This is a genomic window from Streptomyces sp. NPDC001816, from assembly GCF_042892235.1.
GTDB lineage: Bacteria > Actinomycetota > Actinomycetes > Streptomycetales > Streptomycetaceae > Streptomyces.
In genome coordinates this window covers 105,738-128,987 of sequence record NZ_JBIATY010000018.1, presented here as the reverse complement: position 1 = coordinate 128,987, position 23,250 = coordinate 105,738, and the positions used below count along the sequence as shown (strand labels likewise).

Below are 23,250 nucleotides of genomic sequence, written 5' to 3'. Positions count from 1 at the left end.
CGGACGCCGGCATCCGGTCGGGCGCACTAGGCTCGGTGGACATGAGCGACAGGCACATCAGTCAGCACTTCGAGACTCTCGCGATCCACGCGGGCAACACCGCGGATCCCCTCACCGGCGCGGTCGTCCCGCCGATCTACCAGGTCTCGACCTACAAGCAGGACGGCGTCGGCGGCCTGCGCGGCGGCTACGAGTACAGCCGTAGCGCCAACCCGACCAGGACCGCCCTGGAGGAGAACCTCGCCGCGCTGGAGGGCGGCCGCCGTGGCCTCGCGTTCGCGTCCGGCCTGGCGGCCGAGGACACCCTGCTGCGCACGCTGCTCAGCCCCGGCGACCACGTCGTGATCCCGAACGACGCCTACGGCGGCACCTTCCGCCTCTTCGCCAAGGTCGTCAGCCGGTGGGGCGTGGAGTGGTCCGTCGCCGACACCAGCGACCCGGCCTCCGTGCGGGCCGCCATCACCCCGAAGACCAAGGCCGTGTGGGTGGAGACCCCCTCCAACCCGCTGCTCGGCATCACCGACATCGCCATCGTCGCCCAGATCGCCCACGACGCCGGTGCCAAGCTCGTCGTCGACAACACCTTCGCCACGCCCTACCTCCAGCAGCCGCTGTCGCTCGGGGCGGACGTCGTCGTGCACTCCCTCACCAAGTACATGGGCGGCCACTCGGACGTGGTCGGCGGTGCGCTGATCGTCTCCGACCAGGCGCTGGGCGAGGAGCTGGCCTACCACCAGAACGCGATGGGCGCCGTCGCCGGCCCCTTCGACTCCTGGCTGGTGCTGCGCGGCACCAAGACCCTCGCGGTACGCATGGACCGGCACAGCGAGAACGCCACGCGGATCGCCGACATGCTGACCCGGCACCCGCGCGTGACCCGCGTCCTGTACCCGGGGCTGCCCGAGCACGCCGGCCACGAGGTCGCCGCCAAGCAGATGAAGGCGTTCGGCGGCATGGTGTCCTTCCAGGTCGAGGGCGGCGAGGAGGCCGCCGTCCAGGTGTGCAACCGCGCCAAGGTGTTCACCCTCGGCGAGTCGCTCGGCGGTGTCGAGTCGCTCATCGAGCACCCGGGCCGGATGACGCACGCCTCCGCGGCCGGCTCCGCCCTGGAGGTCCCCGCCGACCTGGTGCGCCTGTCCGTGGGCATCGAGAACGTCGACGACCTGCTGGAGGACCTGCAGCAGGCCCTCGGCTAGACCCGGGTCACCAACTGAACCCGGGTCACCAGCCGGTGATCGGTGGAGTCGTCTGCGAGGGCGGCTCCACCCAGGGGTGGACGTGCACCGCCCAGACGGTGAACGCCACCGCCGCGGCGCACAGCAGCAGCCACCCCAGGCGGCGGGCGAGCCGCCGGTGGCGCAGCATGCGGTCGCCGCGGCGCACGGCCTCGCCGTACAGGTCCGGCGGCAGGGGTGCCTGGGTCTGCGCCAGGATCCGCCGTACGGCGGCCTCCCGCTGGGGACGGTTCACCTGGGCCTCCCGGCGGGCCGCGAGGCCCAGGACGGCGTCGCCCTCGCCGCGCGCGGGGCGCGCGACACCGGCGTCGGATGCAGCACGGTGGCCGTGGCCCGGTCGCAGATCGAGTGCACCCGCTCGACCGGCAGCCCGAGCAGGGCCGCCGCCTGTTTCTCGGCGACTCCCTCGTACATCCGCAGCACCAGGACCAGCCGTTCCTGCGGGTCCAGTTCGGCGAGCGGGCTGCGCGGATGCGGCCGGGCGCAGCCGACGGCGCCGTAGTGGTGCCAGGCCCCGCGCTGGAATCGGGTGGCGAGGTACTGTCGGGCGCAGTCGTAGGGGTCGTCGCCGCGCAGCCGGTCCCAGCCGGCGTAGGTGTGGGCGAGCGCCAGCGTCAGCAGGCGCCGCGCGCGCGGGTTGGCGTCCGGCGCCTCCGCGGTGAGCAGCGTGGCGGTGTGCAGCAGGCGTCCTGCCGCGCCCGCGACGAACGCCTCGAACTCCCGGGCCCGACGGGCAGCACGGGATGCCTGCCGTTCACGCACCGTGCCTCCCCCCTGAGGAGGTCCTGTCCGGTACGGGACAGGCGAACCGCGCACGACGCAGGACCCGGTCTCATATGAGGCCAGCGACGGCCCAAGGTCAATACGTAGGACGGCGCCAGTACCGCACCAGTGCGGCCGGCCTCAGGACGCCGGCGGCTGCTCCGAGGACGGCACCTGGACCGCCATCCGCGCGGAGAGCGCCGTGTTGAAGCGCGTGAGGAGCGTGCAGAACTGCTCGCGCTCCTCCGGCGCCCAGTCGTGTGTCAGCTCGGCCATCAACTGACGCCGCGACGAACGCACTTCCTCCAGCCGCGAGGAGCCGCGCGGCGACAGCTGGAGCACCACCGCCCGCCCGTCCTCCGGGTGCGAGGTGCGCTTGACGAGCCCGGTGTCGACCAGGGGGGCCACCTGCCGGGTGACCGTGGAGGAGTCGATCCCCATGCTCGCGGCGAGCGCCTTGACGCCCATCGGACCTTCCTTGTCGAGGCGGTTGAGCAGCAGGTACGCGGCGCGGTCCATGGAGTTGCGCACCTGTCCGACGCCGCCGAGCCGGGTCTGTTCGGCACGGCGGGCGAACACCGCCACCTCGTGCTGGAGGGTGTCGAGAAGACCGGTGTCACCGACGGTCGTCATGTCCATCGACATTTCAGGTGTTGTGGGCATGGCCGGAGGCTCGCTTCATGAAGGGCTGCTGGGTTGGGGGACAGGGTACGCGGCCCGGGGGCGGGCCGTACCGGCCCGGACCAAACCGGTCTCGGAGCTTGGTCACACCCGCCGTGTGCGACCGTGAACTGCGAGACTTGAGTCATGAGCTACGGCCCGGCTGACTCCTTGCGTTCCGTCACCCTCGACGATGTGCGCGGAGCCCAGAAGATGCTCTCCGGTGTGGCACGTGTGACGGCGATGGAGGGCAGCCGCCACCTGTCCCAGCTGGTCGGCGCGCCGGTGCACCTCAAGTGCGAGAACCTGCAGCGGACCGGCTCGTTCAAGCTGCGCGGCGCCTACGTCCGGATCGCCGGTCTGCTGCCGGAGGAGCGTGCCGCCGGGGTGGTGGCCGCGAGCGCCGGGAACCACGCGCAGGGCGTGGCGCTCGCCTCCGCGCTGCTCGGGGTGCACGCCACCGTGTTCATGCCGAAGGGCGCCCCGCTGCCGAAGATCAGCGCGACCCGGGACTACGGCGCCGAGGTGCGCCTGCACGGCCAGGTGGTCGACGAGACGCTGGCCGCCGCCCAGGAGTACGCGGAGAAGACGGGCGCGGTGTTCATCCACCCCTTCGACCACCCGGACATCATCGCGGGCCAGGGCACGGTCGGCCTGGAGATCCTGGAGCAGTGCCCGGAGGTGCGCACGATCGTCGTCGGCATCGGCGGCGGCGGGCTCGCGGCCGGCATCGCGGTCGCGGTGAAGGCGCTGCGGCCGGACGTGCGGATCGTCGGGGTGCAGGCGGAGGGCGCCGCGGCCTACCCGCCCTCGCTCGCCGCCGGCCGCCCGGTGTCGGTGGAGAACCCGGCGACGATGGCCGACGGCATCAGGGTGGGGCGGCCGGGCCTCGTGCCGTTCGGGATCATCGAGCAACTGGTGGACGAGGTACGCACGGTCAGCGAGGACCAGCTGTCGGCCGCGCTGCTGCTGTGCCTGGAGCGGGCCAAGCTGGTCGTGGAGCCGGCCGGGGCGAGCCCGGTCGCGGCCCTGCTCGGCGAGCCCGGTTCCTTCCCCGGCCCGGTCGTCGCGGTGCTGTCCGGCGGCAACGTCGACCCGGTGCTGCTGCAGCGGGTGCTGCGCCACGGCATGGCGGCGCAGGGCCGCTACCTGGCCGTCCGGCTGCGGCTGACCGACCGTCCGGGCGCGCTCGCCACGCTCCTCGGGGTGTTGTCAGTGGTAGACGCTAACGTCCTCGACGTGAGTCACGTACGCACCGATCCCCGGCTCGGGCTCACGGAGGCGGAGGTGGAGCTGCACCTCGAGACGAAGGGACCGGCGCACTGCGCCGAGGTCGGCCAGGCCCTGCGCGAGGCGGGTTACACGGTCATCGACTGAGGCCGGCCGGGGCCTGGAGCGGGCGGTCACTCGTTCGGGGAAAACCATTGAGAGACGCGATACATCGCGTTATGGTGTGTCGCGTGGCTGCCGGTCCGCTGGTCCGTCGGCCGCCTGTCCGCCGGTTCGCGCGCGGAAAGCCGCAGGTGGAAAACCACAGGCGGCGCCGAGCGGGCGAACCTAGCCTTTTCCGCAACCCCCCACCCCTTCCCGAACGATCCCCGACGACGTGGAGACTCACATGCCAGGCGCCATCTATGCCGAAGGTCTGGTGAAGACCTTCGGCGACGTAAGGGCACTGGACGGCGTCGACCTCGATGTCCCCGAGGGCACGGTCCTCGGCCTGCTCGGGCCGAACGGCGCCGGCAAGACGACGACGGTGCGATGCCTGACCACACTGCTGCGCCCCGACAGCGGCCGGGCGGTCGTCGCGGGGGTGGACGTCCTCAAACACCCCGACACCGTGCGCCGCTCCATAGGCCTGTCCGGCCAGTTCGCGGCGGTCGACGAATACCTGACCGGCCGGGAGAACCTGCAGATGGTGGGGCAGCTCTACCAGATGAGGGCCCGTGCGGCCAGACAGCGCGCATCCGAACTGCTCGAACAGTTCAACCTCGCCGACGCCGCCGACCGCCCCGCCAAGACCTACTCCGGAGGCATGCGCCGCCGGCTCGACCTCGCCGCCGCCCTCGTGGTCTCACCGCCCGTGATGTTCATGGACGAGCCGACTACCGGCCTCGACCCGCGCAACCGCCAGCAGCTGTGGGAGGTCATCAAACAGCTCGTCTCCGGCGGTACGACGCTGCTGCTGACCACGCAGTATCTGGAAGAGGCCGACCACCTCGCCCACGACATCGCGGTCGTCGACCACGGCCGGGTCATCGCCAAGGGCACCTCCGACCAGCTCAAGGCCCGCACCGGCGGCGAGCGGGTCGAGGTCGTGGTGCACGAGCGCGAGCACATCCAGACCGCCGTCGAGGTCCTGCGGGGCTTCGGCAAGGGCGAGACCACGGTCGAGGAGCACACCCGCAAGCTCACCGTCCCCGTCACCGGCGGCGCCAAGCTGCTCGCCGAGGTCATCCGGGAGCTGGACACCCGCGGGATCGAGATAGACGACATCGGGCTGCGCCGCCCGACCCTCGACGACGTCTTCCTGTCCCTGACCGGACACGTGGCCGAGGCAGCCGACCAGGACCAGGCGAACGGCAAGGAGGCCGTGAAGAAATGAGTGCCGTCACCGATGCCGTCCGCATCGCGGCGCCCGGCAACCCCATCGGCCGGTCCGTCCGCGACTCGCTGATCGTCGCCAAGCGCAACCTGATCCGGATGTCCCGGATCCCCGAAATGCTGATCTTCGGGCTGATACAACCCATCATGTTCGTGGTGCTGTTCACCTACGTGTTCGGCGGCTCCATGAAGATCGACGGCAGCACCAGTGCGATCGACTACAAGAACTTCCTGATGGCCGGCATCTTCGCGCAGACCGTCACCTTCGCCACCGCCAGCTCCGGCGCCGGCATCGCCGACGACATGCACAAGGGCCTCATCGACCGCTTCCGCTCCCTGCCCATGGCACGCGGCGCGGTGCTCACCGGCCGCACCCTCGCCGACCTGGTCCAGACGGCCCTCACCCTGCTGGTCCTCGCCGTCGTGGCGCTTCTGGTGGGCTGGCGGGTCGGGACCTATCACGACACCAACGCCGGCCGGGTCCTCGCGGCCTTCGGCCTGCTGCTCCTGCTCGGGTACGCGTTCACGTGGATAGGCGCCCTGATCGGCCTGACCGTCCGCACCCCGGAGGCAGCCACCTCCGGCGGACTGATCTGGCTCTTCCCGGTCACCTTCATCTCGAACGCGTTCGTCGACACCAGCAACATGACCCCGTGGCTGCGCCACATCGCGGAGTGGAACCCGTTCAGCGCCACCGTCCAGGCGGCCCGGGTGCTGTTCGGCAGCCCCGGCCAGTCCGACTCGACGGCCTGGCCCATGGAGCACCCGGTCTGGGCCTCACTGCTCTACTCGGTGCTGATCGTCGTCATCTTCCGCACCCTGGCCGTCCGCAAGTACCGCTCGGCGACCGCCTGACGACATGCCTGCGCCCCCGGTGTCACGCGGACGCCGGGGGCGCGAGGCGAAGCAGTGGGTGGGATCAGCCCGAGTACGGGTCGGCCTTCAGGATCCGCACCGAGGCCTTCTTGCCGTTCGGCAGCTCGTACTCCGCGTCCTCGCCGACCTTGTGGCCGATCACGCCGGCACCCAGCGGGGACTGCGGCGAGTACGTCTCGATGTCGGCGCTCGCGTACTCGCGGGAGGCGAGCAGGAACGTCATCGTGTCGTCCTCGTCACCGTCGAAGGCGATCGTGACGACCATGCCGGGCGCGACGGCACCGTCCGCGGAGGCCGGAGCCTCGCCCACCTGGGCGTTCTCCAGAAGCTGGGTCAGCTGGCGCACGCGAAGCTCCTGCTTGCCCTGCTCCTCCTTGGCAGCGTGGTACCCGCCGTTCTCGCGCAGGTCGCCCTCCTCGCGCGCGGCCGCGATCTTGGCGGCGATCTCCGTGCGCGCAGGACCAGTAAGGTACTCAAGCTCGTCCTTGAGCTTGTTGTACGCCTCCTGGGTCAGCCAGGTGACGTTCTCGCTGGTCTGGGTCACAGGGTGCTCCTCGTCGGTACTGGGAATACAAAGCATCGCCCTACCCAGAAGAATGTTCCTTCTTGGATGGGCGAAACCACGAGCCTAACAATTCAATGGCTCAAGGGGGAGGACATAAGCCATCAGAATCTCATCAATGCAGCTCAGGGCGTATGCATTGCGAGTGAAGGATCAACCGGCGTGGCAGCCGAGCAGCTCGGCCGTCGTCCCCTTGGCCGTCGTGCGGAGCGTGACGACCTTGTCGATGCGGGTGGCCGAACCCGTGAAGCGGAAGTCCGCCCGGCCCACCTCGGCACCGTCCGCCGACTGGGAGCGCAGGGTGCAGTAGCCGCCGACACCGGAGTCCTTGTGGACCTCCAGATGCACCTTGACCGCGTCGTCCGAGGCCTGGAAGGTGATCACCTGGGCGCTGATCTCGTTCTGCGCGACGTAGTGGTAGGCGAAGTACCCGACCAGTGCGAGCAGGGCCGCGCCCAGCACCGAACCGGCGATCTTGAGCTTGTGGTCGGCACGCTCGTCCGAGGAACGGCCGTAGCGGCCCTCGGGCAGCCGCGCGCTCGCCGTGCTCATGATCGTCCTCTCCGCGGAATTATTCGCCCCCCGATTCGGTCACTATAGAAGCCGCCGAACGCACCCCAAGACGCGGGGGCGCCGACATACGAGGATCGAGTCTTGACTGACCAGCTGCGACTGATGGCCGTGCACGCGCACCCCGACGACGAGTCGAGCAAGGGCGCGGCGACCATGGCGAAGTACGTGTCCGAGGGGGTGGACGTGCTGGTGGTGACCTGCACCGGCGGAGAGCGTGGGTCCATCCTCAACCCCAAGCTGCAGGGCGACAAGTACATCGAGGAGCACATCCACGAGGTACGCAAGAAGGAGATGGACGAGGCCCGCGAGATCCTCGGGATCAAGCAGGAGTGGCTCGGCTTCGTCGACTCCGGCCTGCCCGAGGGCGACCCGCTGCCCCCGCTGCCCGAGGGCTGCTTCGCCCTTGAGGACATCGACAAGGCGGCCGGCGAGCTCGTCCGGAAGATCCGCTCGTTCCGCCCGCAGGTGATCACCACCTACGACGAGAACGGCGGCTACCCGCACCCCGACCACATCATGACCCACAAGATCTCGATGGTGGCGTTCGAGGGCGCGGCGGACACCGAGAAGTACCCCGAGAGCGAGTACGGCCTGGCCTACCAGCCGCTCAAGCTCTACTACAACCAGGGCTTCAACCGCCCCCGCACCGAGGCCCTGCACCAGGCGATGCTCGACCGCGGCCTGGACTCGCCCTACGGGGAGTGGCTCAAGCGCTGGAAGGAGTTCGAGCGCACCGAGCGCACGCTGACCACGCACATCCCGTGCGCGGACTTCTTCGAGATCCGCGACAAGGCGCTGATCGCCCACGCCACGCAGATCGACCCCGACGGCGGCTGGTTCAAGGTCCCGATGGAGCTGCAGAAGGAGGTCTGGCCGACGGAGGAGTACGAGCTGTCGAAGTCGCTCGTCGACACCTCCCTCCCCGAGGACGACCTCTTCGCGGGCATCCGCGACAATGCCTGACATGAGCGCAAGCCTGGCACTGACGCATCTCGTCCCCCTCGCCAAGGAGGTCGACGAGAACAAGGTCACCCCCGGCGTCCTCGGCTTCATCGTCTTCGCGGTGATGGCCCTGGCCGTGTGGGGTCTGATGAAGTCGATGAACAAGCACATGCAGAAGGTCGCCTTCCCGGAGTCCCCGGACGCCGGGGCCGAGAAGACGGCCGACTCCACGCAGCAGCGGGGCTGACCACTCAGCGCCCGGCCGGAACCGCCACTCCCATCACCTCCCGGGCGTGGCGGTCCGGCGTCATGCGCAGCCGCCAGGCCTGCCAGCCCGCCTCCAGGCTCACGCCCCGCTCCAGCAGCAGGGCGTAGGCCGGCACCCACTCGGCCAGCTTCTCGTCCCGCAGCGGATGCGTGGCGCGGGCCAGCTCGGCCAGCTCCTCCTGGGCGACGGCCGTACCCACGTCCACCCCGCCCGGCGCCGCGTACGGCAGCAGGGTGCAGCGCAGGAAGCGGGCCCAGTCCTCGCCGCGCCGGTCGCCGTAGGACGTGAACAGGGTCAGCGCCTCGTCGCACAGGGCCAGCGCCTGCGGGATCCGGGCGTTGCCCGCGTCCACCACCGCCAGCTCCAGGCCGGTCCACGCCTCGCCGTGGGCGACGCCGATGCGCTGGAAGTCGGCGCGGGCGTCCACGAGCAGCTGACGGGCGAAGCCCGAGTTGCGCAGCGAGCCGGTCTGCGCGGCCCGCTGGTCCCGGGTGGCCCGGGCCGAGTGGTGCCGGGCGCAGGCCAGGCCGTAGACGTCGCGCATCCGGGAGAACATCTGCCGGGAGCGTTCGAGTTCGCGGACCGCCTGGTCCAGCTCGCCCGTCTCCTCCAGGGCCTGGCCGAGGTAGTACAGCGTCCAGGCCTCGCCGCGCGCGTCCTCGTTGTCCCGGTGCCTGGCCGCCGCCTGGCGCAGGCCCTCCACCGCGGGGGACGCGTCGCCGTCGACCAGCCGCGCCCGGGCCAGCTGGGTCAGCGCCCAGGCCTCCCCGCGCGCGTCGTGCGTACGGCCGTACCGCTCCAGGGCGGCCCGCAGCTCCGTCTCCGCGCGCGGCACCTCACCCATCCGCAGGGCCAGCTGGCCGAGCTGGAAGTGGGCCCAGGCCTCGCCGTGCAGGGAGCCGCCCTCGCGGTGCAGGACCAGGGAGCGGGTGAGCAGGTCCAGGGCCTCCGACAGCCGGGCGCGGTCGCGCTGGACCGCCGCCAGCGCGTGCATCGTCCAGGCCCGGTCCGTCGCCAGCTCCTCGGCCGCCTGCAGCTCCAGCGCCTCCTGGAGCTTGGCGGCCGCCTCCGTGAGGTTGCCCTGGTGGTGCAGGGTGATCCCGAGGGAGCACAGGGCGCGGGCGGCTCCCGCGTCGTGGTGCGCCTCCCGGTAGAGGTCCACGACCGAGGCGAGCGTGGTGCGCGCCTTGTCCAGCTCGCCCAGCTGGCGGGCCGCGATACCCGTGCGCCACTGCACGGAACGCACCAGCAGCCCCTCGTCGACGGCCTGGGCCAGCTCGCTGATCTCGCCCAGCCGGTACAGGTCCCCGCGCAGCAGGCAGTAGTCGCACAGGGCGCCGAGCAGGTTCAGCACGGCCGCCTGGTTCACGCCCTCCGCATGCCGCAGGGCCGCCGTGATGAAGCTGGACTCGTCGTCCAGCCAGCGCAGCGCCTCGTCCAGCGAGGTGAAGCCGTGCGGGCCGAACCGGTCCGAGCGCGTCGACATGTTGCCGTCGACCAGCCGCAGCACCGAGTCGGCCAGCTCCGCGTAGTTCACGATCAGCCGCTCCTGCGCGGCCGTCCGCTCGGCCGGGTCCTCCTCGTCCAGCAGCCGGGCCTGCGCGAAGGCACGCACCAGGTCGTGCAGCCGGTAGCGGCTGCCGCGCACATGGTCGATCAGACCGGCCCGGGCGAGCGCGGACAGATGCCGGGTCGCCTCCGGCTCGTCGGTGGCCAGCAGGGCGGCGGCCGCCGCCGCGCCCAGCGAGGCCCGGCCGGCCAGCGCCAGCCTCCGCAGCAGCCGGCGCGCCGTCTCCGTCTGGTCGGTGTAGCGCAGCCACAGCACCCGCTCCACCGGCTCCACCGGTCCGTATGCACCGAGATCCGTGGCCAGCTGCCGCGGCGAGCGCGGGCCCAGCGACGAGCCCGCGACACGCAGCGCCAGCGGCAGGCCCCCGCACAACTGCCGGATCCGGTCGGTGGATTCGGCGTCGTACGGCCCCGACGCGTCCTGCGCGGCCGCACCCAGCAGCTCCTCGGCGCCCGCCGCGTCCAGCGCCTCCACCGGCAGATGGTGCACCCAGGCCACCAGGTCCGCGGGCAGCTCCAGCGCGGTGCGGGCGGTGACCAGGACCAGGCTGTCGGAGTGCTCCGGCACCAGCGCGCGCACCTGCTCCGGGTCCGAGGCGTCGTCCAGCACGATCGTCACCGGCAGGCCGGTCAGATGCCGGTGGTACAGCTCGCCGAGCCGCTTGACCTGCTGGTCGGGGGAGGAGCGCTCGCGGAACAGCAGCTGCTCGCGGGGCGCGCCGAGCCGGTTGAGCAGGTGCAGCAGGGCGTCGCGGGTGGGCAGCGGCGGCTCCTCCCGGCTGCCGCCGCGCAGGTCCACGACGACCGCGCCACGGAAGTGGTCCCTGAGGTCGTGCGCCGCGCGGACCGCGAGTGTCGTACGGCCCGAGCCCGGCTCTCCGTGCAGCACGACCACCGTCGGCCGGGTCTCGGTGGCCGCCCGGGCCGACTGCGCCCACTGCCTGATCCGCGCCAGCTCCTGGCGCCGCCCCGCGAACGAGCCCTCCGGCTCCGGCAGTTGACCGAACGACTGCTCCAGCACCGTACGCCTGCGGGCCGCCGCGCTCTTGTCCGTACCGCGCAGCGCCGGGCCGCTCGACTTCTTCGGACCCGTGGAGGCGCTGAGCACCCGCTGCTGGTCGAGGAACGGGCGGATGCCGCGCACCTCCAACGCGGTCAGCCACTGCAGCCGCAGCTGCTCCGGGCCGCCGGGCTGGCCGGCCGCGCCCGCGCGATGGTGGGCGGCGGGCAGGTGGGAACCGGCCACCTTCAGCACGGTGGCGGCGGCTCCCGCCACACCCACGGCGACGCCCGCGCCGACGGCCGTACCCGTGCCGGTGCCGAGGGACAGGTCGGCGACGGTGGCGGCCACTGCGGCAACGCCCGCCACCAGTAAGGCAGTTCCGGCGCCCTCGCGTGCGTAGCGCTGGCCGAAGGTGAGGCGGCCGGCGTCGGCCTCGTCGAGCGCGCGGGTGTAGGCCTCGTACTCCTCGGCGGCGGTCTGTGCCATGGTGTCCAGCGCACCGCGTCCCCGTGACAGGAGCAGCTGCGCGTCGGTCCGTCCGCCCGAGCGACGTACCTCCTCCTCGACGGCCCGCCCCAGCAGCCGCTCGGCATCCACCCGGTGGCTGTCCCGCATGTCCCGTCCCCCTCCGGTGGCAACTCCTTTGCCTACGAGTGTCCTTCGGGGACGGCGGGAACGCGAGGGGTGGAGATCAAGGGGCCGGTGAGGGTTTCGTGGGGTCAACTCCCTTTTGAGCGATCGATTTCTGCTGCGCGGCGGATTTCTGCTGCGCGGCCGACTTCTGCGGCTCCGCCAGCGCCATGGCCACGCACGCCCCTGCCAGCGCCGTCTCCACCACCGCGCACCCGAGAGCCATCACCAGGTCGCCGCCCGATGGGGACGTCGTCACGTCGAACCACGCGTCCAGCACCGCCGTCGCCGCCGTCGCCGCGGCGGTGAGGCGGGCCCGGGGGTCGGCGCGCAGGCCGAGTAAGGCCGTTGCGGCGCAGCCCGTCGCCATGAGGACGTCGAGGCCTATCCAGGCCACGGACCAGTGCCGAACCTCCGTGCTGCGCGGCAGGGTCAGGGCGAGCACCACCATCCACGGCACGAGCAGCACGGCCCCTGTCCCGAGCAGCATCAGCGTCCACCTCTTGAGCGGCGCCTTCATCGTCTTCATCGCGACCCCCGTTTCGACGTCTCCTGCCTCCAACAGTAGACCGCAGAGAAATCTCTGCAAAGAAAATTCGGCAGACATCAGGGATGGCTCAGGGTTCTCAGGGTTACCGTGGCCGCATGACCGACGGCATGCCCGAGATGACCAGCCTTGAGCGCACCGCTCTCTACAAGTCCCTCGGCAACCCCCTGCGCCGCCGGATCCTCGACTACCTCGGCCGGCACGGCGAGGCGAACTCCACCGTCCTGGCCCGCGAACTCGGCGAGAGTTCCGGCACCACCAGCTACCACCTGCGCAAACTCGCCGAGCAGCGGCTCATCGAGGAGATCCCGGAGAAGTCCGGCGGGCGCGAGCGCTGGTGGCGGGCGCTGCCCTTCAGACACACCACACCCGACCCGGCCACGATGTCCCCGGAGGAGTACGCGGCCGCGGAACAGCTCGCCCACCTCAAGATCGAGGTCGACACCGCCCTCTTCCGCCGCGCCCACCAGGAGTACCGGGGGCCGGAGGGATGGGCGCAGGTGCAGCGGCACGGCGCCTGGATGACCAGGGACGAACTCCTCGCCTTCATGCGGGAGTACCACGCCCTGCTCGACCGCCACAGCCACTCCCGCGAGACCGCCCCCGAGGGGGCGCGCCCGGTCAGTATGCGGTTCTACGCCGTCCCGGAAGCCGACCCGGAAGACCTCCACAAGGCCGTCTCGGAAGCCCTCCCCAAGGCCGTCTCGGAAGCCCTCCCGGAGGCTGTCACCGACGCCCTCCCGGATGCCGCTTCGGGCGCCGTCGAAGCCCGTAACGCCGGGCCCGCGGACGGGTGATGCGCTCGTCCACGGGTGTGGCTATGGTGATCGCAGCCATCGAAGGGTTGGACGGGGAAGCACATGTCTGTGGACAACGGCTCGTTCACGGGTCCGCCGCCGGGACCACAGCAGTCGCACCAGCCTCGCTGGGCCTGGTGGGTCGTCGGGATCGTCATCCCTCTGGTGGGAATCATCGTCACGGTCATGGCGAGCCGACCGGGTTCGTCGGACGACAACAGTGCGCAGTCGGCGCCGCCGCAGTCGTCCGCCCCAGCGGGTTCCACCGATAAGGACCAGTCCGGCCAGGCGCAGCCGTCGACCACCAAGAGCGCCGAAGGGGCGCGCGCGGTGTTCGGGCCGAAGGACGTGGATGCCGACACGAGCAACGCCGGGTCGTACATCGACCTGGACACGCCCCAGCCGGTCGTGTCGCCGACCAAGATCAATGGCGGGGACATCATTTTCTCGGCGTCGGTCGAACCGAACCTGTTCGTGCCGGAATCCGCTTCCAACCTGGCTCCGCTGCCCCGCTCCGGCCCCGCCCCGACGGCCGCGGAGTGCGCCGACAGCGTGGACCGCAACGGCACCTACACGGCGAACGTGAAGCGGGGCGACCGTTTCTGCCTGCTCACCGGCGAGGGCCGGGTCGCCTACCTCCGCGTCGTCCTCGCACCGAGCACGGGCACCGGAAAGCTCAACATCACGGTGTGGAACACGCCTGCCGCGTGATGTTCGGGGTCCTGCGGCAGGATGGACCTCATGCCGAACCGACTGGCTCATGAGACGTCCCCCTATCTCCTCCAGCACGCTGACAACCCGGTGGACTGGTGGCCCTGGTCGGCCGAGGCCTTCGAAGCCGCCCGCAAGACGAACAGACCCGTCCTCCTGAGCGTCGGCTACAGCAGCTGCCACTGGTGCCATGTCATGGCCCACGAGTCCTTCGAGGACCAGGCCACGGCCGACTACCTCAACGAGCACTTCGTCAGCGTCAAGGTCGACCGCGAGGAGCGCCCGGACGTCGACGCGGTCTACATGGAGGCCGTCCAGGCGGCCACCGGCCAGGGCGGCTGGCCCATGACGGTGTTCCTCACCCCGGACGCCGAGCCCTTCTACTTCGGCACCTACTTCCCGCCCGCGCCCCGGCACGGTATGCCCTCCTTCCGGCAGGTGCTGGAGGGTGTCCGGCAGGCCTGGGACGACCGGCGCGACGAGGTCGGCGAGGTCGCCGGGAAGATCGTGCGCGATCTCGCCCAGCGGGAGATCAACTATCAGACCGACCGGGTTCCCGGCGAGCCGGACCTCGCCCAGGCCCTCCTCGGGCTCACCCGCGAGTACGACCCGCAGCGTGGCGGATTCGGCGGTGCGCCGAAGTTCCCGCCGTCCATGGTCCTGGAGTTCCTGCTGCGCCACCACGCCCGCACCGGCGCCGAGGGCGCCCTGCAGATGGCCCAGGACACCTGCGAGCGGATGGCCCGGGGCGGGATCTACGACCAGCTCGGCGGCGGCTTCGCCCGCTACTCCGTCGACCGCGACTGGATCGTGCCGCACTTCGAGAAGATGCTGTACGACAACGCCCTGCTGTGCCGCGTGTACGCGCATCTGTGGCGGGCCACAGGATCCGACCTGGCGCGCCGTGTCGCGCTGGAGACCGCCGACTTCATGGTGCGTGAACTGCGCACCGGCGAGGGCGGGTTCGCCTCGGCACTGGACGCCGACAGCGACGACGGGAGCGGGCGGCACGTCGAGGGCGCGTACTACGTGTGGACCCCCGAGCAGCTGCGGGACGCCCTCGGGGACGAGGACGCCGAGTCGGCCGCGCAGTACTTCGGGGTGACCGAGGAGGGCACCTTCGAGCACGGGCAGTCGGTCCTCCAACTCCCGCAGACCGAGGGTGTCTTCGAGGCCGGGAAGATCGCGTCCATCAAGGAGCGCCTCCTGGACAGGCGCGCGCAGCGGCCCGCCCCGGGACGCGACGACAAGGTCGTCGCCGCCTGGAACGGGCTGGCGATCGCCGCGCTCGCCGAGACCGGCGCCTACTTCGGACGGCCCGACCTCGTCGAGGCAGCCGTCTTCGCCGCCGACCTCCTCGTACGCGTGCATCTCGACGACCACGCCCGGCTCGCCCGGACCAGCAAGGACGGACGGGTGGGCCCGAACACGGGCGTGCTGGAGGACTACGCCGACGTGGCCGAAGGCTTCCTCGCGCTCGCGTCCGTGACCGGCGAGGGGGTCTGGCTGGACTTCGCCGGGCTGCTCCTCGACCATGTGCTGGCCCGCTTCACCGACCCCGACAGCGGCGCCCTCTACGACACCGCCTCCGACGCCGAGCAGCTCATCCGCCGGCCCCAGGACCCCACCGACAACGCCACCCCGTCCGGCTGGACCGCGGCGGCCGGAGCCCTGTTGAGCTATGCGGCCCACACCGGCTCTGAGCCTCATCGGGCTGCGGCGGAGCGGGCGTTGGGCGTGGTGAAGGCGCTCGGACCGCGGGTGCCGCGGTTCATCGGGTGGGGGCTGGCCGCCGCGGAAGGGCTGCTCGACGGACCCCGGGAGGTCGCGGTCGTCGGGCCGTCCCTCGCCGACGAGCGGACGACCGCCCTGCACCGTACGGCGCTTCTCGGCACCGCGCCGGGCGCCGTCGTGGCCGTCGGGACTCCGGACAGTGACGAGTTCCCCCTGCTCGCCGACCGTCCGCTCGTGGGCGGTGAACCGGCGGCGTACATCTGCCGTAATTTCACTTGTGAGGTGCCGACGACCGATCCGGAACGGCTCGGAGCGGCGCTGAACGCCCGCTGAGCAGGGGGGATCCCCGGGAGAGCGGAGGCGGCGAACTGTCCGAATGTGAGCAGGTGTTCGGATAGATCCCGCTACCCGCACCACCGTTCCGAAACACGTAATTTATCGGAAGAGCTCCCCCACTTCACAGATCCCCCTTAGTCTCTCCACGTCGCGTGCAACGGGTGTTACTCAGCGTTGCGTGCACTGGGGGTATTGGGGATCTGGGGGGATCTTTTGCTGACGTCTGTCTTTATTGCTGCCGTTTCGATGGCTTTGTTCTGGATGGCCGCTTTCACTCTGTGGTGGCAGATGCACGCGTGGCGCACGCCCGAGGTGCTCGCCTCCACCCGATTCAGCAGACCGGACGGGGCCGAGAGCCTGTCCTTCTCGCTGCTCCTGCCGGCCCGGCACGAGCAGGCCGTGCTCGACCACACCATCCAGCGGCTGCTGGAGTCCACACACACCGACTTCGAGATCATCGTGATCGTCGGGCACGACGACCCGGAGACCACCGAGGTGGCCCGGGCGGCGGCCGAGCGCGACCGGCGTGTCCGTGTCGTCGTCGACACGCACGAGAAGAAGAACAAGCCCAAGGCCATGAACACGGCGCTGCCGCACTGCCGCGGTGACGTCGTCGGGGTCTTCGACGCCGAGGACCAGGTCCACCCGGAGCTGCTCGCCCACGTCGACCACGCGTTCCGGACCACGGAGGCGGACGTCGTCCAGGGCGGCGTCCAGCTCATCAACTTCCACTCCAACTGGTACAGCCTGCGCAACTGCCTGGAGTACTTCTTCTGGTTCCGCTCCCGGCTGCACCTGCACGCGCAGAAGGGGTTCATCCCGCTCGGCGGCAACACCGTCTTCGTGCGGACCGACGTCCTCAGGGAAGCGGACGGCTGGGACCCCAACTGCCTCGCCGAGGACTGCGACCTGGGCGTGCGGCTGTCCAGCGTCGGCAAGAAGGTCGTCGTCGCCTACGACTCCGACATGGTCACCCGTGAGGAGACCCCCGGCTCGCTGATGTCGCTGCTGAAGCAGCGCACCCGCTGGAACCAGGGCTTCCTGCAGGTCTACCGGAAGAAGGACTGGAAGCAACTGCCGGCGCTCAGGCAGCGGTTGCTCGCCCGGTACACGCTGATGACCCCGTTCCTGCAGGCCTTCTCCGGTGTGATCATCCCGGTGAACGCGGCCGTCGCGCTCTTCCTCGACGTGCCCGTGGGGGTCGCCTTCCTCACCTTCCTGCCGCTGGTCACGGCCGCCGTCACCTTCGTCTTCGAGGTGGTCGGACTGCACGACTTCGGCAAGCAGTACGGGCTCCGGGTCCGCTTGGTCCACTACGTGAAGCTCATCGTGGGCGGCCCCTTCTACCAGGTCCTCCTCGCCGGAGCCGCGATCCGCGCCGTGTGGCGCGAGCAGCGCGGCCGCAACGACTGGGAGTTGACCACGCACGTCGGCGCGCACCTCACCGCGGCCGAGCCGATCCGAGAGGACGTTCCTGCGTGACCTCCACTCTTCCCGCGGTGACCACTCCGACGGTCCCCGCGCAGCGCAAGCCTGCGCCTGCTGAGCGTTCGACCGGCCGAACAAGCCCTCCGGAGCGGCTCCGCTCCTCCCGCTCCGACCTGCTGCTGTGCGGTCTCCTGCTCGTGGCGATCCTCGTCGTCCAGGGCTGGAACATCGCCGACTACCCGACCCTCAGCGACGACGAGGGCACCTACCTCGCCCAGGCCTGGGCCGTCCAGCACGGCAAGGGCCTGGCCCACTACACCTACTGGTACGACCACCCGCCGCTCGGCTGGCTCCAGATAGCCCTGCTCACCTGGATACCCTCGGCCATCAGCCCCGGCTCGATGACCGTCGGCTCCATGCGGATCGCCATGCTGGTGATCAGCGGCATCAGCGCGGTGCTGGTCTACGTCCTCGGCCGCAGGCTCTCCCTGCCCCGCTGGGCCGCCGGGCTCGGCATGGCCCTCTTCGGGCTCTCCCCGCTGGCCGTCGTGCTCCAGCGCGAGATCTTCCTCGACAACATCGCCGTGATGTGGCTGCTGCTGGCGTTCTGCCTGGCCGCCTCGCCCAGCCGGCACCTGTGGCACCACTTCGGCGCGGGCCTCGCGGCCGCCGCGGGCGTGCTCACCAAGGAGACGATGCTCGTCGTCCTGCCCGCCCTGTTCGTCACCATGTGGCGGCACAGCCACCGCGACACTCGCAAGTTCGCCCTCACCGGAGCCGTCACCGCCTGCGCCCTGATCGGCTTCTCCTACCCGCTCTTCGCCCTGCTGAAGGGCGAGCTGCTCCCGGGCAGCGGGCACGTCTCGCTCTGGGACGGAATCAAGTACCAGATGTCCAGGCCCGGTTCGGGCTTCATCCTGGACACCTCCTCCGGCTCGTACGGCGTCCTGCACTCCTGGCTGTACTACGACCGGGTGCTGCCCCTCGGCGGCCTCGCCGGGGCCCTGCTGCTGATCGCCACCTGGCGCTGGTCGGTCACCGCCCGCGCGCTCGCCGGACCCGCCCTGACCGTGGCGATCCTGGCCGCCGTGGCCATGCGCCCGGGCGGCTATCTGCCCGCCATGTACATCATCGGCGCGCTGCCCTTCCTCGCCCTCGTCCTGGCAGGCGGCGCCGCCTCCGTCACCCACGCGGTCGTGCGCCGCCGGCGCGCCGACGGAGAGAACCGGTACGTCACCGGCGGCCGGTACGCGCTGGCCGCCGTCCTGGCCCTCGCCGCCGGCGCCTTCGTCGTACCGCACTGGTACGACGGCGACCGCACCGCCCTCACCGCCGACGCCAACAGGCCCTACCGGCAGGCCTCCGCCTGGCTCAGCACCAAGGTCGAGAACCCGAAGGCCACCCGGGTCCTGGTCGACGACGCCCTGTGGCTGGACCTCGTGCACGCCGGGTACCGGCCCGGGCTCGGCGCGATCTGGTTCTACAAGGCCGACCTCGACCCGGCCGTCACCAAGACCATGCCGCACGGCTGGCGGGACATCGACTACGTCGTCGCCTCGCCGACCGTCCGCCGCGACGCCAAGGACCTGCCGGGCGTCAAGGCCGCCATCCAGCACTCCGAGCCGGTCGCCACCTTCGGCACCGGACCCGACCGCATCGAGATCCGGCAGATCCAGACGGCAGCCGCGGGAGGCGCGCGATGAGCAGCCACGAGTACACGGTTCCCGCAAAGGGCCTGGACGCCGCGGAAGTCGCTGAACCCGGTGCCGTCACCATCGTCGTGCCGACCTTCAACGAGTCGGCGAACATACGGCAGTTGCTGCACCAGATCACCGAGTCGGTGCCCGCGCGACTGCCCTGTGAGGTCGTCTTCGTGGACGACTCCACCGACGACACCCCCGAGGTGATCCGCGCGGCCGCGCAGGACTGCCCCTTCCCGGTGGCCGTGCTGCACCGCGAGGAGCCGGTCGGCGGGCTCGGCGGGGCGGTCGTCGAGGGGCTGAAGGCGGCGACCTCGGAGTGGATCGTCGTCATGGACGGCGACTGCCAGCATCCGCCCTCCCTCGTACCGGAGTTGGTGGCCACCGGCGAACGGGAGCACGCCGGGCTCGTGGTCGCCTCCCGGTACATCAAGGGCGGCAGCCGGGCCGGACTCGCCGACAGCTACCGGGTGGCCGTCTCGCGCGGCGCAACCTGGCTGACCAAGGCGCTCTTCCCGCGCCGGCTGCACGGCATCAGCGACCCGATGAGCGGCTTCTTCGCCATCCGGCGCAGCGCGGTCACCGCCGACGTGCTCAAGCCGCTCGGCTACAAGATCCTCCTGGAGCTGGCCGTACGCAGCCGGCCCCGGCAGGTCGCCGAGGTGCCGTTCGTCTTCCAGGACCGGTTCGCGGGCGAGTCCAAGTCGAGCGCGCAGGAGGGTTTCCGCTTCCTGCGCCACCTGGTCGGGCTGCGCACCGCCTCGCCGGTCGCCCGCATGGTGGGCTTCGGGCTGATCGGGGCGAGCGGCTTCGTGCCGAACCTCGTCGGACTGTGGGCGCTGACCGCGCTCGGCCTGCACTACGTCCCCGCCGAGATCCTCGCCAACCAGTTCGGCGTCGCCTGGAACTTCCTGCTCATCGAGCAGCTGCTGTTCCGCGACCGGCGCGCGCACCGCCGCTGGTGGGACCGGCTCGGCCGGTTCGCGCTGCTCGCCAACGCGGACCTGGTGCTGCGCATTCCGCTGATCGCGCTGCTCGTCGGCCGGTTCGGGATGGGCGCGCTGCCCGCCACCGCGCTCGCGCTGGTGACGACGTTCGTCGTGCGCTTCGTCGGGACCGAAGCGCTGGTCTATCTCCCGCGCAGGCGGGGGGACCGTACAACCGCAAGGAGAGCCGTGTGAACAAACACCGCAGACGGACCGCGCTGGTCGGGGTGGGGGCCCTGACCGCCGGTCTGCTCCTCACCTCGCCACAGAGCGCCGAGGCCGCCAACCTGGTCAAGAACCCGGGCTTCGAGACCGCCGGCACGGACGACATGCCGTACTGCTGGGAGAAGTCCGGCTGGGGCGACAACGACTTCAGCTTCCAGACCACCTCCGACGCGCACTCCGGCGCCAAGGCCATGAAGGTGACGCTGACCCGCCGGGTGGACGGCGACCGCAAGGCGCTGATCACCGAGTCCATCGCGTGCGCGCCGGTGGTGAGCGCCGGCAAGCAGTACGACCTCGGGCTCTGGTACAAGACCACGACACCCGACGCCAACATCACCCTGTTCCGGCACGACACCACCGCCGGCTGGCAGTACTGGACCGACCTCAAGACGCTGGACATGGCGTCCGCGTGGACGCAGGCCACGGTCCGCACCCCCGAGGTCCCGGCCGGCACCGACCGGATCACCTGGGGCGTCTCCGTCTACGGCACCGGCTCGGCGACCACCGACGACTACTCCATGGAGCAGGTCGCGGATCCGGTCCCGCCCGCCCAGTGCACGGGCACGGGCGACCAGTGCGCGAACGGCAGCTGGTCCGTGCTGCCGACGCAGAACCCGGTCCGCTCCATGCACTCGGTCGTCCTCAACAACGGCAAGGTGCTGCTGATCGCGGGCTCCGGCAACAGCGAGGAGAACTTCGCCGCGGGCAGCTTCACCAGCGCGGTGTACGACCCGGCAGCCGGCACCTACAAGGTGATCCCGACGCCGAAGGACATGTTCTGCGCGGGCCATGTGCAGCTCCAGGACGGGCGGGTGCTCGTCATGAGCGGCAACAAGGCCTACCCGGTCCCGGGCGGGCACGGCTACGAGGGGTTCAAGGACTCGTACATCTTCGACCCGAAGACCGAGACCTACAGCAAGACCAACGACCTCAACGACGGCCACTGGTACCCGTCGGCGACCGAGCTGGGCAACGGTGACGTCATCTCCTTCGGCGGTCTGCGCGAGGACTCCACCGGCTCGGTGACAGCCGAGTACTGGTCGGACAAGGACCAGCAGTGGCTGCCGCTGTGGAAGGTGAACCAGACCTGGTCGTACTGGGGTCTGTACCCGTCGATGGTCCTCATGCAGGACGGCCGCCTCTTCTACACGGGCAGCCATGTCTTCGGCAACAACATCCCCGGCACCGGCTCGGCGGTCTACGACTACAACGCCAACACGGTCACCCAGATCCCGGGGCTGCAGAACAAGGACCAGCGGGACCAGTCGGCGAGCGTGCTGCTGCCTCCGGCGCAGGACCAGAGGGTCCTCACCCTCGGCGGCGGCAACATCGACTCCAACCCCGACGGCAACCGCCTCACCGACCTGATCGACCTCAAGCAGGCGAACCCGTCGTACGTCGCAGGTCCCCCGCTCCCACAGGGCACCGTCGACCTGGGAGCCGGCAAGGTCGCCGAGACGGGCAACCAGGGCAAGATGTACGTCTCAGCGGTGCTGCTGCCCGACGGCAAGGTCCTGGAGACGGGCGGCGCCCTGCACAACCGCGCCGACCCGGTGTACGAGTCCTCGATCTACGACCCGGGCACGAACACCTTCGACCCGGTGGCGGCCGACCCTGAGGCCCGCGGCTACCACTCCTCCGCGTTCCTCCTGCCCGACGGCCGGGTGATGGCCACCGGCGACAACCCGGGCAACGGCACCTGGAACCACAACGTGTCGATCTACACACCGCCCTACCTCTACAAGGGCAGCCGCCCGACGATCACCTCGGTGATCAACCAGGAGTGGAAGTACGGCGACACCCAGCGGATCACGGTCGACCGGCCCATCGCCAAGGCCGAGCTGATCCGCCCGGCCGCGGTCACCCACTCCTCCGACCCGAACCAGCGCTTCGTCGACCTGCCGCTGTCCGTCGACGGCAACAACGTCGACCTGAACGTGACGAGCAACCCCAACCTGGCCCCGCCCGGCTGGTACATGCTCTTCGCGGTGGACGCGGGCGGCGTGCCGTCGGTGGCCAAGTGGGTGCACCTGCAGGGGCCGGCCGCGCTGAGCGCCTCGGCCGCCTCCCCGCACGTCCACTCCTTCGCCGACTCCCTGTCGGGCAAGGTCTCCGGGCCGGGCAGGAAGCGGACGTCGCAGAAGGTCAGCCCGACGATCTCCGGCTGCGACCGGCACTACGGCTCGGTCAACGTGTGCGTGCCGACGGTCTTCCCGCCCCAGGTGAAGAAGACGACCGCCGCCCGCTGCACCTGGCTGAAGCAGAACCACTACGGCCGCCTCAAGGTCAACGGCGGTGACGACCCGCTGGGTCTCGACCGCAACAGGGACGGCGTGGCCTGCGGGAGGGGAGACACCCGCAGGGCTTAGCCCCGGCCGGCGAGGGCGCGCTCCACGATGGCTTCCAGCTGGTCGTGGTGCGCGCCCTTCCAGTAGGCGCGGCCGCATTCCGTGCACTGGGCGAAGACGTCGTACGAGCGTTGCGTGCCGCCCTTGAGCCGGTCGGCCACCTCTTCCTTGGTGGCGTCCTTCAGCAGGCCGTTGCAGGCGGTGCAGCGGGTCCAGGGGCGCAGGTCGGGGGCGAAGCGGTCGAGGACGTCCTGCAGCTGGTCGTCGGGGCGGGTGCTGTAGACGTACGCCCCGGCCCACAGCTCGCGGCGGCGCAGCAGGCCCCGGTCGCGGCTGAGCATGACCCGCTTCTCCGCGGCCGAGCGGGAGGCCAGCGCCGGGTCGCCGATGTCGGTCGACTCGTACGCCGTGTCCACACCGAGCAGCCGCAGCCGGCGGGCGAGGGTGCCGAGGTGGACGTCGAGGAGGAAGCGGAGCGGGGCGCCGGGGACCTGCTGGGGGCGCTGCACGGCACGGACCGAGACACGCTCGTCCGCCGCCGGGATGTGGGACGGCGGCACCTCGCGGCCGTCCACCACCAGGGCGCCGACCTCCGTCAGCGGGATCCCGAGGGACTCGACCACATGGCCGAGGGTCGAGACGCCGTCCGTGCCCAGGGCGCTGGCGCCCGCCCGCCGCACGGGCGGCACGAACAGGTGCAGGGCGGGGGCGACTTCGACGTGGATCTCGGGTCCGTTCACATCGTCAGGATCGC

21 protein-coding genes are annotated in these 23,250 nt (G+C 70.9%); 13 read left to right on the top strand and 8 right to left on the bottom strand.

The window, feature by feature from the left end; translation table 11 throughout:
* The first annotated feature begins 41 nt into the window (after nt 1-41).
* Nucleotides 42-1,196: a cystathionine gamma-synthase gene (locus ACFYZZ_RS42120; RefSeq protein WP_389188388.1), complete on the top strand. Its 1,155-nt coding sequence runs from the start codon at nt 42-44 to the stop codon at nt 1,194-1,196.
* 25 nt (nt 1,197-1,221) lie between these two features.
* Here ACFYZZ_RS42120 and ACFYZZ_RS42115 read toward each other — a convergent pair whose 3' ends face one another.
* The 3 genes from ACFYZZ_RS42115 to ACFYZZ_RS42105 all read right to left on the bottom strand — a co-directional run bounded on the left by ACFYZZ_RS42115 (nt 1,222) and on the right by ACFYZZ_RS42105 (nt 2,642).
* Complete coding sequence (locus tag ACFYZZ_RS42115) at nt 1,222-1,470, bottom strand: hypothetical protein (RefSeq protein WP_389188386.1); 249 nt, start codon at nt 1,468-1,470, stop codon at nt 1,222-1,224.
* Entirely contained in the window at nt 1,467-1,997 is a 531-nt protein-coding gene (locus ACFYZZ_RS42110) for a sigma factor-like helix-turn-helix DNA-binding protein (protein ID WP_389188383.1), read from the bottom strand. The genes ACFYZZ_RS42115 and ACFYZZ_RS42110 overlap by 4 nt, the downstream gene beginning before the upstream one ends.
* Nucleotides 1,998-2,138: 141 nt before the next feature.
* Nucleotides 2,139-2,642 carry a MarR family winged helix-turn-helix transcriptional regulator gene (locus ACFYZZ_RS42105; RefSeq protein ID WP_389188457.1) on the bottom strand — a complete coding sequence of 168 codons (504 nt, stop codon included), beginning with the start codon at nt 2,640-2,642 and terminating at the stop codon, nt 2,139-2,141.
* A 162-nt stretch (nt 2,643-2,804) separates the two neighbouring features.
* Here ACFYZZ_RS42105 and ilvA point away from each other — a divergent pair, with 162 nt between their 5' ends.
* The 3 genes from ilvA to ACFYZZ_RS42090 all read left to right on the top strand — a co-directional run bounded on the left by ilvA (nt 2,805) and on the right by ACFYZZ_RS42090 (nt 6,116).
* Entirely contained in the window at nt 2,805-4,034 is a 1,230-nt protein-coding gene (gene ilvA / locus ACFYZZ_RS42100) for a threonine ammonia-lyase (protein WP_389188380.1), read from the top strand.
* A 241-nt stretch (nt 4,035-4,275) separates the two neighbouring features.
* Nucleotides 4,276-5,262, top strand: a complete 987-nt coding sequence (locus tag ACFYZZ_RS42095) for an ATP-binding cassette domain-containing protein (protein ID WP_389188377.1) — start codon at nt 4,276-4,278, stop codon at nt 5,260-5,262.
* Nucleotides 5,259-6,116, top strand: a complete 858-nt coding sequence (locus ACFYZZ_RS42090) for an ABC transporter permease (protein WP_389188375.1) — start codon at nt 5,259-5,261, stop codon at nt 6,114-6,116. The genes ACFYZZ_RS42095 and ACFYZZ_RS42090 overlap by 4 nt, the downstream gene beginning before the upstream one ends.
* A gap of 64 nt (nt 6,117-6,180) precedes the next feature.
* Here ACFYZZ_RS42090 and greA read toward each other — a convergent pair whose 3' ends face one another.
* Nucleotides 6,181-6,681 (bottom strand): transcription elongation factor GreA, encoded by a 501-nt coding sequence (gene greA, locus ACFYZZ_RS42085; RefSeq protein WP_389188373.1) that lies wholly within the window; start codon nt 6,679-6,681, stop codon nt 6,181-6,183.
* Nucleotides 6,682-6,852: 171 nt separating this feature from the next.
* Nucleotides 6,853-7,251 (bottom strand): DUF4307 domain-containing protein, encoded by a 399-nt coding sequence (locus ACFYZZ_RS42080; protein WP_389188370.1) that lies wholly within the window; start codon nt 7,249-7,251, stop codon nt 6,853-6,855.
* 102 nt (nt 7,252-7,353) lie between these two features.
* Between ACFYZZ_RS42080 and mca the strand changes: the two genes are divergently transcribed.
* Both mca and ACFYZZ_RS42070 read left to right on the top strand, forming a co-directional pair.
* On the top strand, nt 7,354-8,235 hold the full coding sequence (mca, locus tag ACFYZZ_RS42075) for a mycothiol conjugate amidase Mca (protein WP_389188367.1): 882 nt from the start codon (nt 7,354-7,356) through the stop codon (nt 8,233-8,235).
* The gene (locus ACFYZZ_RS42070) at nt 8,228-8,461 is read left to right on the top strand and encodes a hypothetical protein (protein WP_389188364.1); all 234 of its coding nucleotides are present in this window, start codon (nt 8,228-8,230) and stop codon (nt 8,459-8,461) included. The genes mca and ACFYZZ_RS42070 overlap by 8 nt, the downstream gene beginning before the upstream one ends.
* A gap of 4 nt (nt 8,462-8,465) precedes the next feature.
* Here the strand turns inward: ACFYZZ_RS42070 and ACFYZZ_RS42065 are convergent, their stop codons facing one another.
* Nucleotides 8,466-11,669, bottom strand: coding sequence for a tetratricopeptide repeat protein (locus ACFYZZ_RS42065; RefSeq protein WP_389188362.1), 3,204 nt, complete (start codon nt 11,667-11,669; stop codon nt 8,466-8,468).
* Between the two features lie 76 nt (nt 11,670-11,745).
* Nucleotides 11,746-12,213 (bottom strand): hypothetical protein, encoded by a 468-nt coding sequence (locus ACFYZZ_RS42060; RefSeq protein ID WP_389188359.1) that lies wholly within the window; start codon nt 12,211-12,213, stop codon nt 11,746-11,748.
* 116 nt (nt 12,214-12,329) lie between these two features.
* Here ACFYZZ_RS42060 and ACFYZZ_RS42055 point away from each other — a divergent pair, with 116 nt between their 5' ends.
* The 7 genes from ACFYZZ_RS42055 (at nt 12,330) to ACFYZZ_RS42025 (ending at nt 22,517) form a co-directional block, all read left to right on the top strand.
* Entirely contained in the window at nt 12,330-13,028 is a 699-nt protein-coding gene (locus ACFYZZ_RS42055) for an ArsR/SmtB family transcription factor (RefSeq protein ID WP_389188356.1), read from the top strand.
* Nucleotides 13,029-13,214: 186 nt separating this feature from the next.
* Nucleotides 13,215-13,739 carry a hypothetical protein gene (locus ACFYZZ_RS42050; protein WP_389188354.1) on the top strand — a complete coding sequence of 175 codons (525 nt, stop codon included), beginning with the start codon at nt 13,215-13,217 and terminating at the stop codon, nt 13,737-13,739.
* A gap of 30 nt (nt 13,740-13,769) precedes the next feature.
* The gene (locus ACFYZZ_RS42045) at nt 13,770-15,806 is read left to right on the top strand and encodes a thioredoxin domain-containing protein (protein ID WP_389188351.1); all 2,037 of its coding nucleotides are present in this window, start codon (nt 13,770-13,772) and stop codon (nt 15,804-15,806) included.
* Between the two features lie 216 nt (nt 15,807-16,022).
* The gene (locus ACFYZZ_RS42040) at nt 16,023-17,291 is read left to right on the top strand and encodes a glycosyltransferase (protein WP_389188454.1); all 1,269 of its coding nucleotides are present in this window, start codon (nt 16,023-16,025) and stop codon (nt 17,289-17,291) included.
* Nucleotides 17,288-18,940, top strand: coding sequence for an ArnT family glycosyltransferase (locus ACFYZZ_RS42035; protein WP_389188348.1), 1,653 nt, complete (start codon nt 17,288-17,290; stop codon nt 18,938-18,940). The genes ACFYZZ_RS42040 and ACFYZZ_RS42035 overlap by 4 nt, the downstream gene beginning before the upstream one ends.
* Nucleotides 18,937-20,118, top strand: coding sequence for a glycosyltransferase (locus ACFYZZ_RS42030; protein WP_389188345.1), 1,182 nt, complete (start codon nt 18,937-18,939; stop codon nt 20,116-20,118). The genes ACFYZZ_RS42035 and ACFYZZ_RS42030 overlap by 4 nt, the downstream gene beginning before the upstream one ends.
* Nucleotides 20,115-22,517, top strand: coding sequence for a galactose oxidase-like domain-containing protein (locus tag ACFYZZ_RS42025; protein WP_389188342.1), 2,403 nt, complete (start codon nt 20,115-20,117; stop codon nt 22,515-22,517). Before ACFYZZ_RS42030 ends, ACFYZZ_RS42025 begins: the two co-directional genes overlap by 4 nt.
* Here the strand turns inward: ACFYZZ_RS42025 and ACFYZZ_RS42020 are convergent.
* Nucleotides 22,514-23,236 (bottom strand): Mut7-C RNAse domain-containing protein, encoded by a 723-nt coding sequence (locus tag ACFYZZ_RS42020; RefSeq protein WP_389188339.1) that lies wholly within the window; start codon nt 23,234-23,236, stop codon nt 22,514-22,516. The two genes, ACFYZZ_RS42025 and ACFYZZ_RS42020, sit on opposite strands and share 4 nt — an antisense overlap.
* Nucleotides 23,237-23,250: the final 14 nt, after the last annotated feature.

Excerpts from the sequence above, each read along its gene's own strand:
- ACFYZZ_RS42120 (WP_389188388.1), top strand. The coding sequence starts at position 42 with ATGAGCGACAGGCACATCAGTCAGCACTTCGAGACTCTCGCGATCCAC.
- ACFYZZ_RS42105 (WP_389188457.1), bottom strand. The coding sequence starts at position 2,642 with ATGTCGATGGACATGACGACCGTCGGTGACACCGGTCTTCTCGACACC.
- ilvA (WP_389188380.1), top strand. The coding sequence starts at position 2,805 with ATGAGCTACGGCCCGGCTGACTCCTTGCGTTCCGTCACCCTCGACGAT.
- ACFYZZ_RS42095 (WP_389188377.1), top strand. The coding sequence starts at position 4,276 with ATGCCAGGCGCCATCTATGCCGAAGGTCTGGTGAAGACCTTCGGCGAC.
- ACFYZZ_RS42090 (WP_389188375.1), top strand. The coding sequence starts at position 5,259 with ATGAGTGCCGTCACCGATGCCGTCCGCATCGCGGCGCCCGGCAACCCC.
- ACFYZZ_RS42080 (WP_389188370.1), bottom strand. The coding sequence starts at position 7,251 with ATGAGCACGGCGAGCGCGCGGCTGCCCGAGGGCCGCTACGGCCGTTCC.
- ACFYZZ_RS42070 (WP_389188364.1), top strand. The coding sequence starts at position 8,228 with ATGCCTGACATGAGCGCAAGCCTGGCACTGACGCATCTCGTCCCCCTC.
- ACFYZZ_RS42065 (WP_389188362.1), bottom strand. The coding sequence starts at position 11,669 with ATGCGGGACAGCCACCGGGTGGATGCCGAGCGGCTGCTGGGGCGGGCC.
- ACFYZZ_RS42060 (WP_389188359.1), bottom strand. The coding sequence starts at position 12,213 with ATGAAGACGATGAAGGCGCCGCTCAAGAGGTGGACGCTGATGCTGCTC.
- ACFYZZ_RS42055 (WP_389188356.1), top strand. The coding sequence starts at position 12,330 with ATGACCGACGGCATGCCCGAGATGACCAGCCTTGAGCGCACCGCTCTC.
- ACFYZZ_RS42050 (WP_389188354.1), top strand. The coding sequence starts at position 13,215 with ATGGCGAGCCGACCGGGTTCGTCGGACGACAACAGTGCGCAGTCGGCG.
- ACFYZZ_RS42045 (WP_389188351.1), top strand. The coding sequence starts at position 13,770 with ATGCCGAACCGACTGGCTCATGAGACGTCCCCCTATCTCCTCCAGCAC.
- ACFYZZ_RS42030 (WP_389188345.1), top strand. The coding sequence starts at position 18,937 with ATGAGCAGCCACGAGTACACGGTTCCCGCAAAGGGCCTGGACGCCGCG.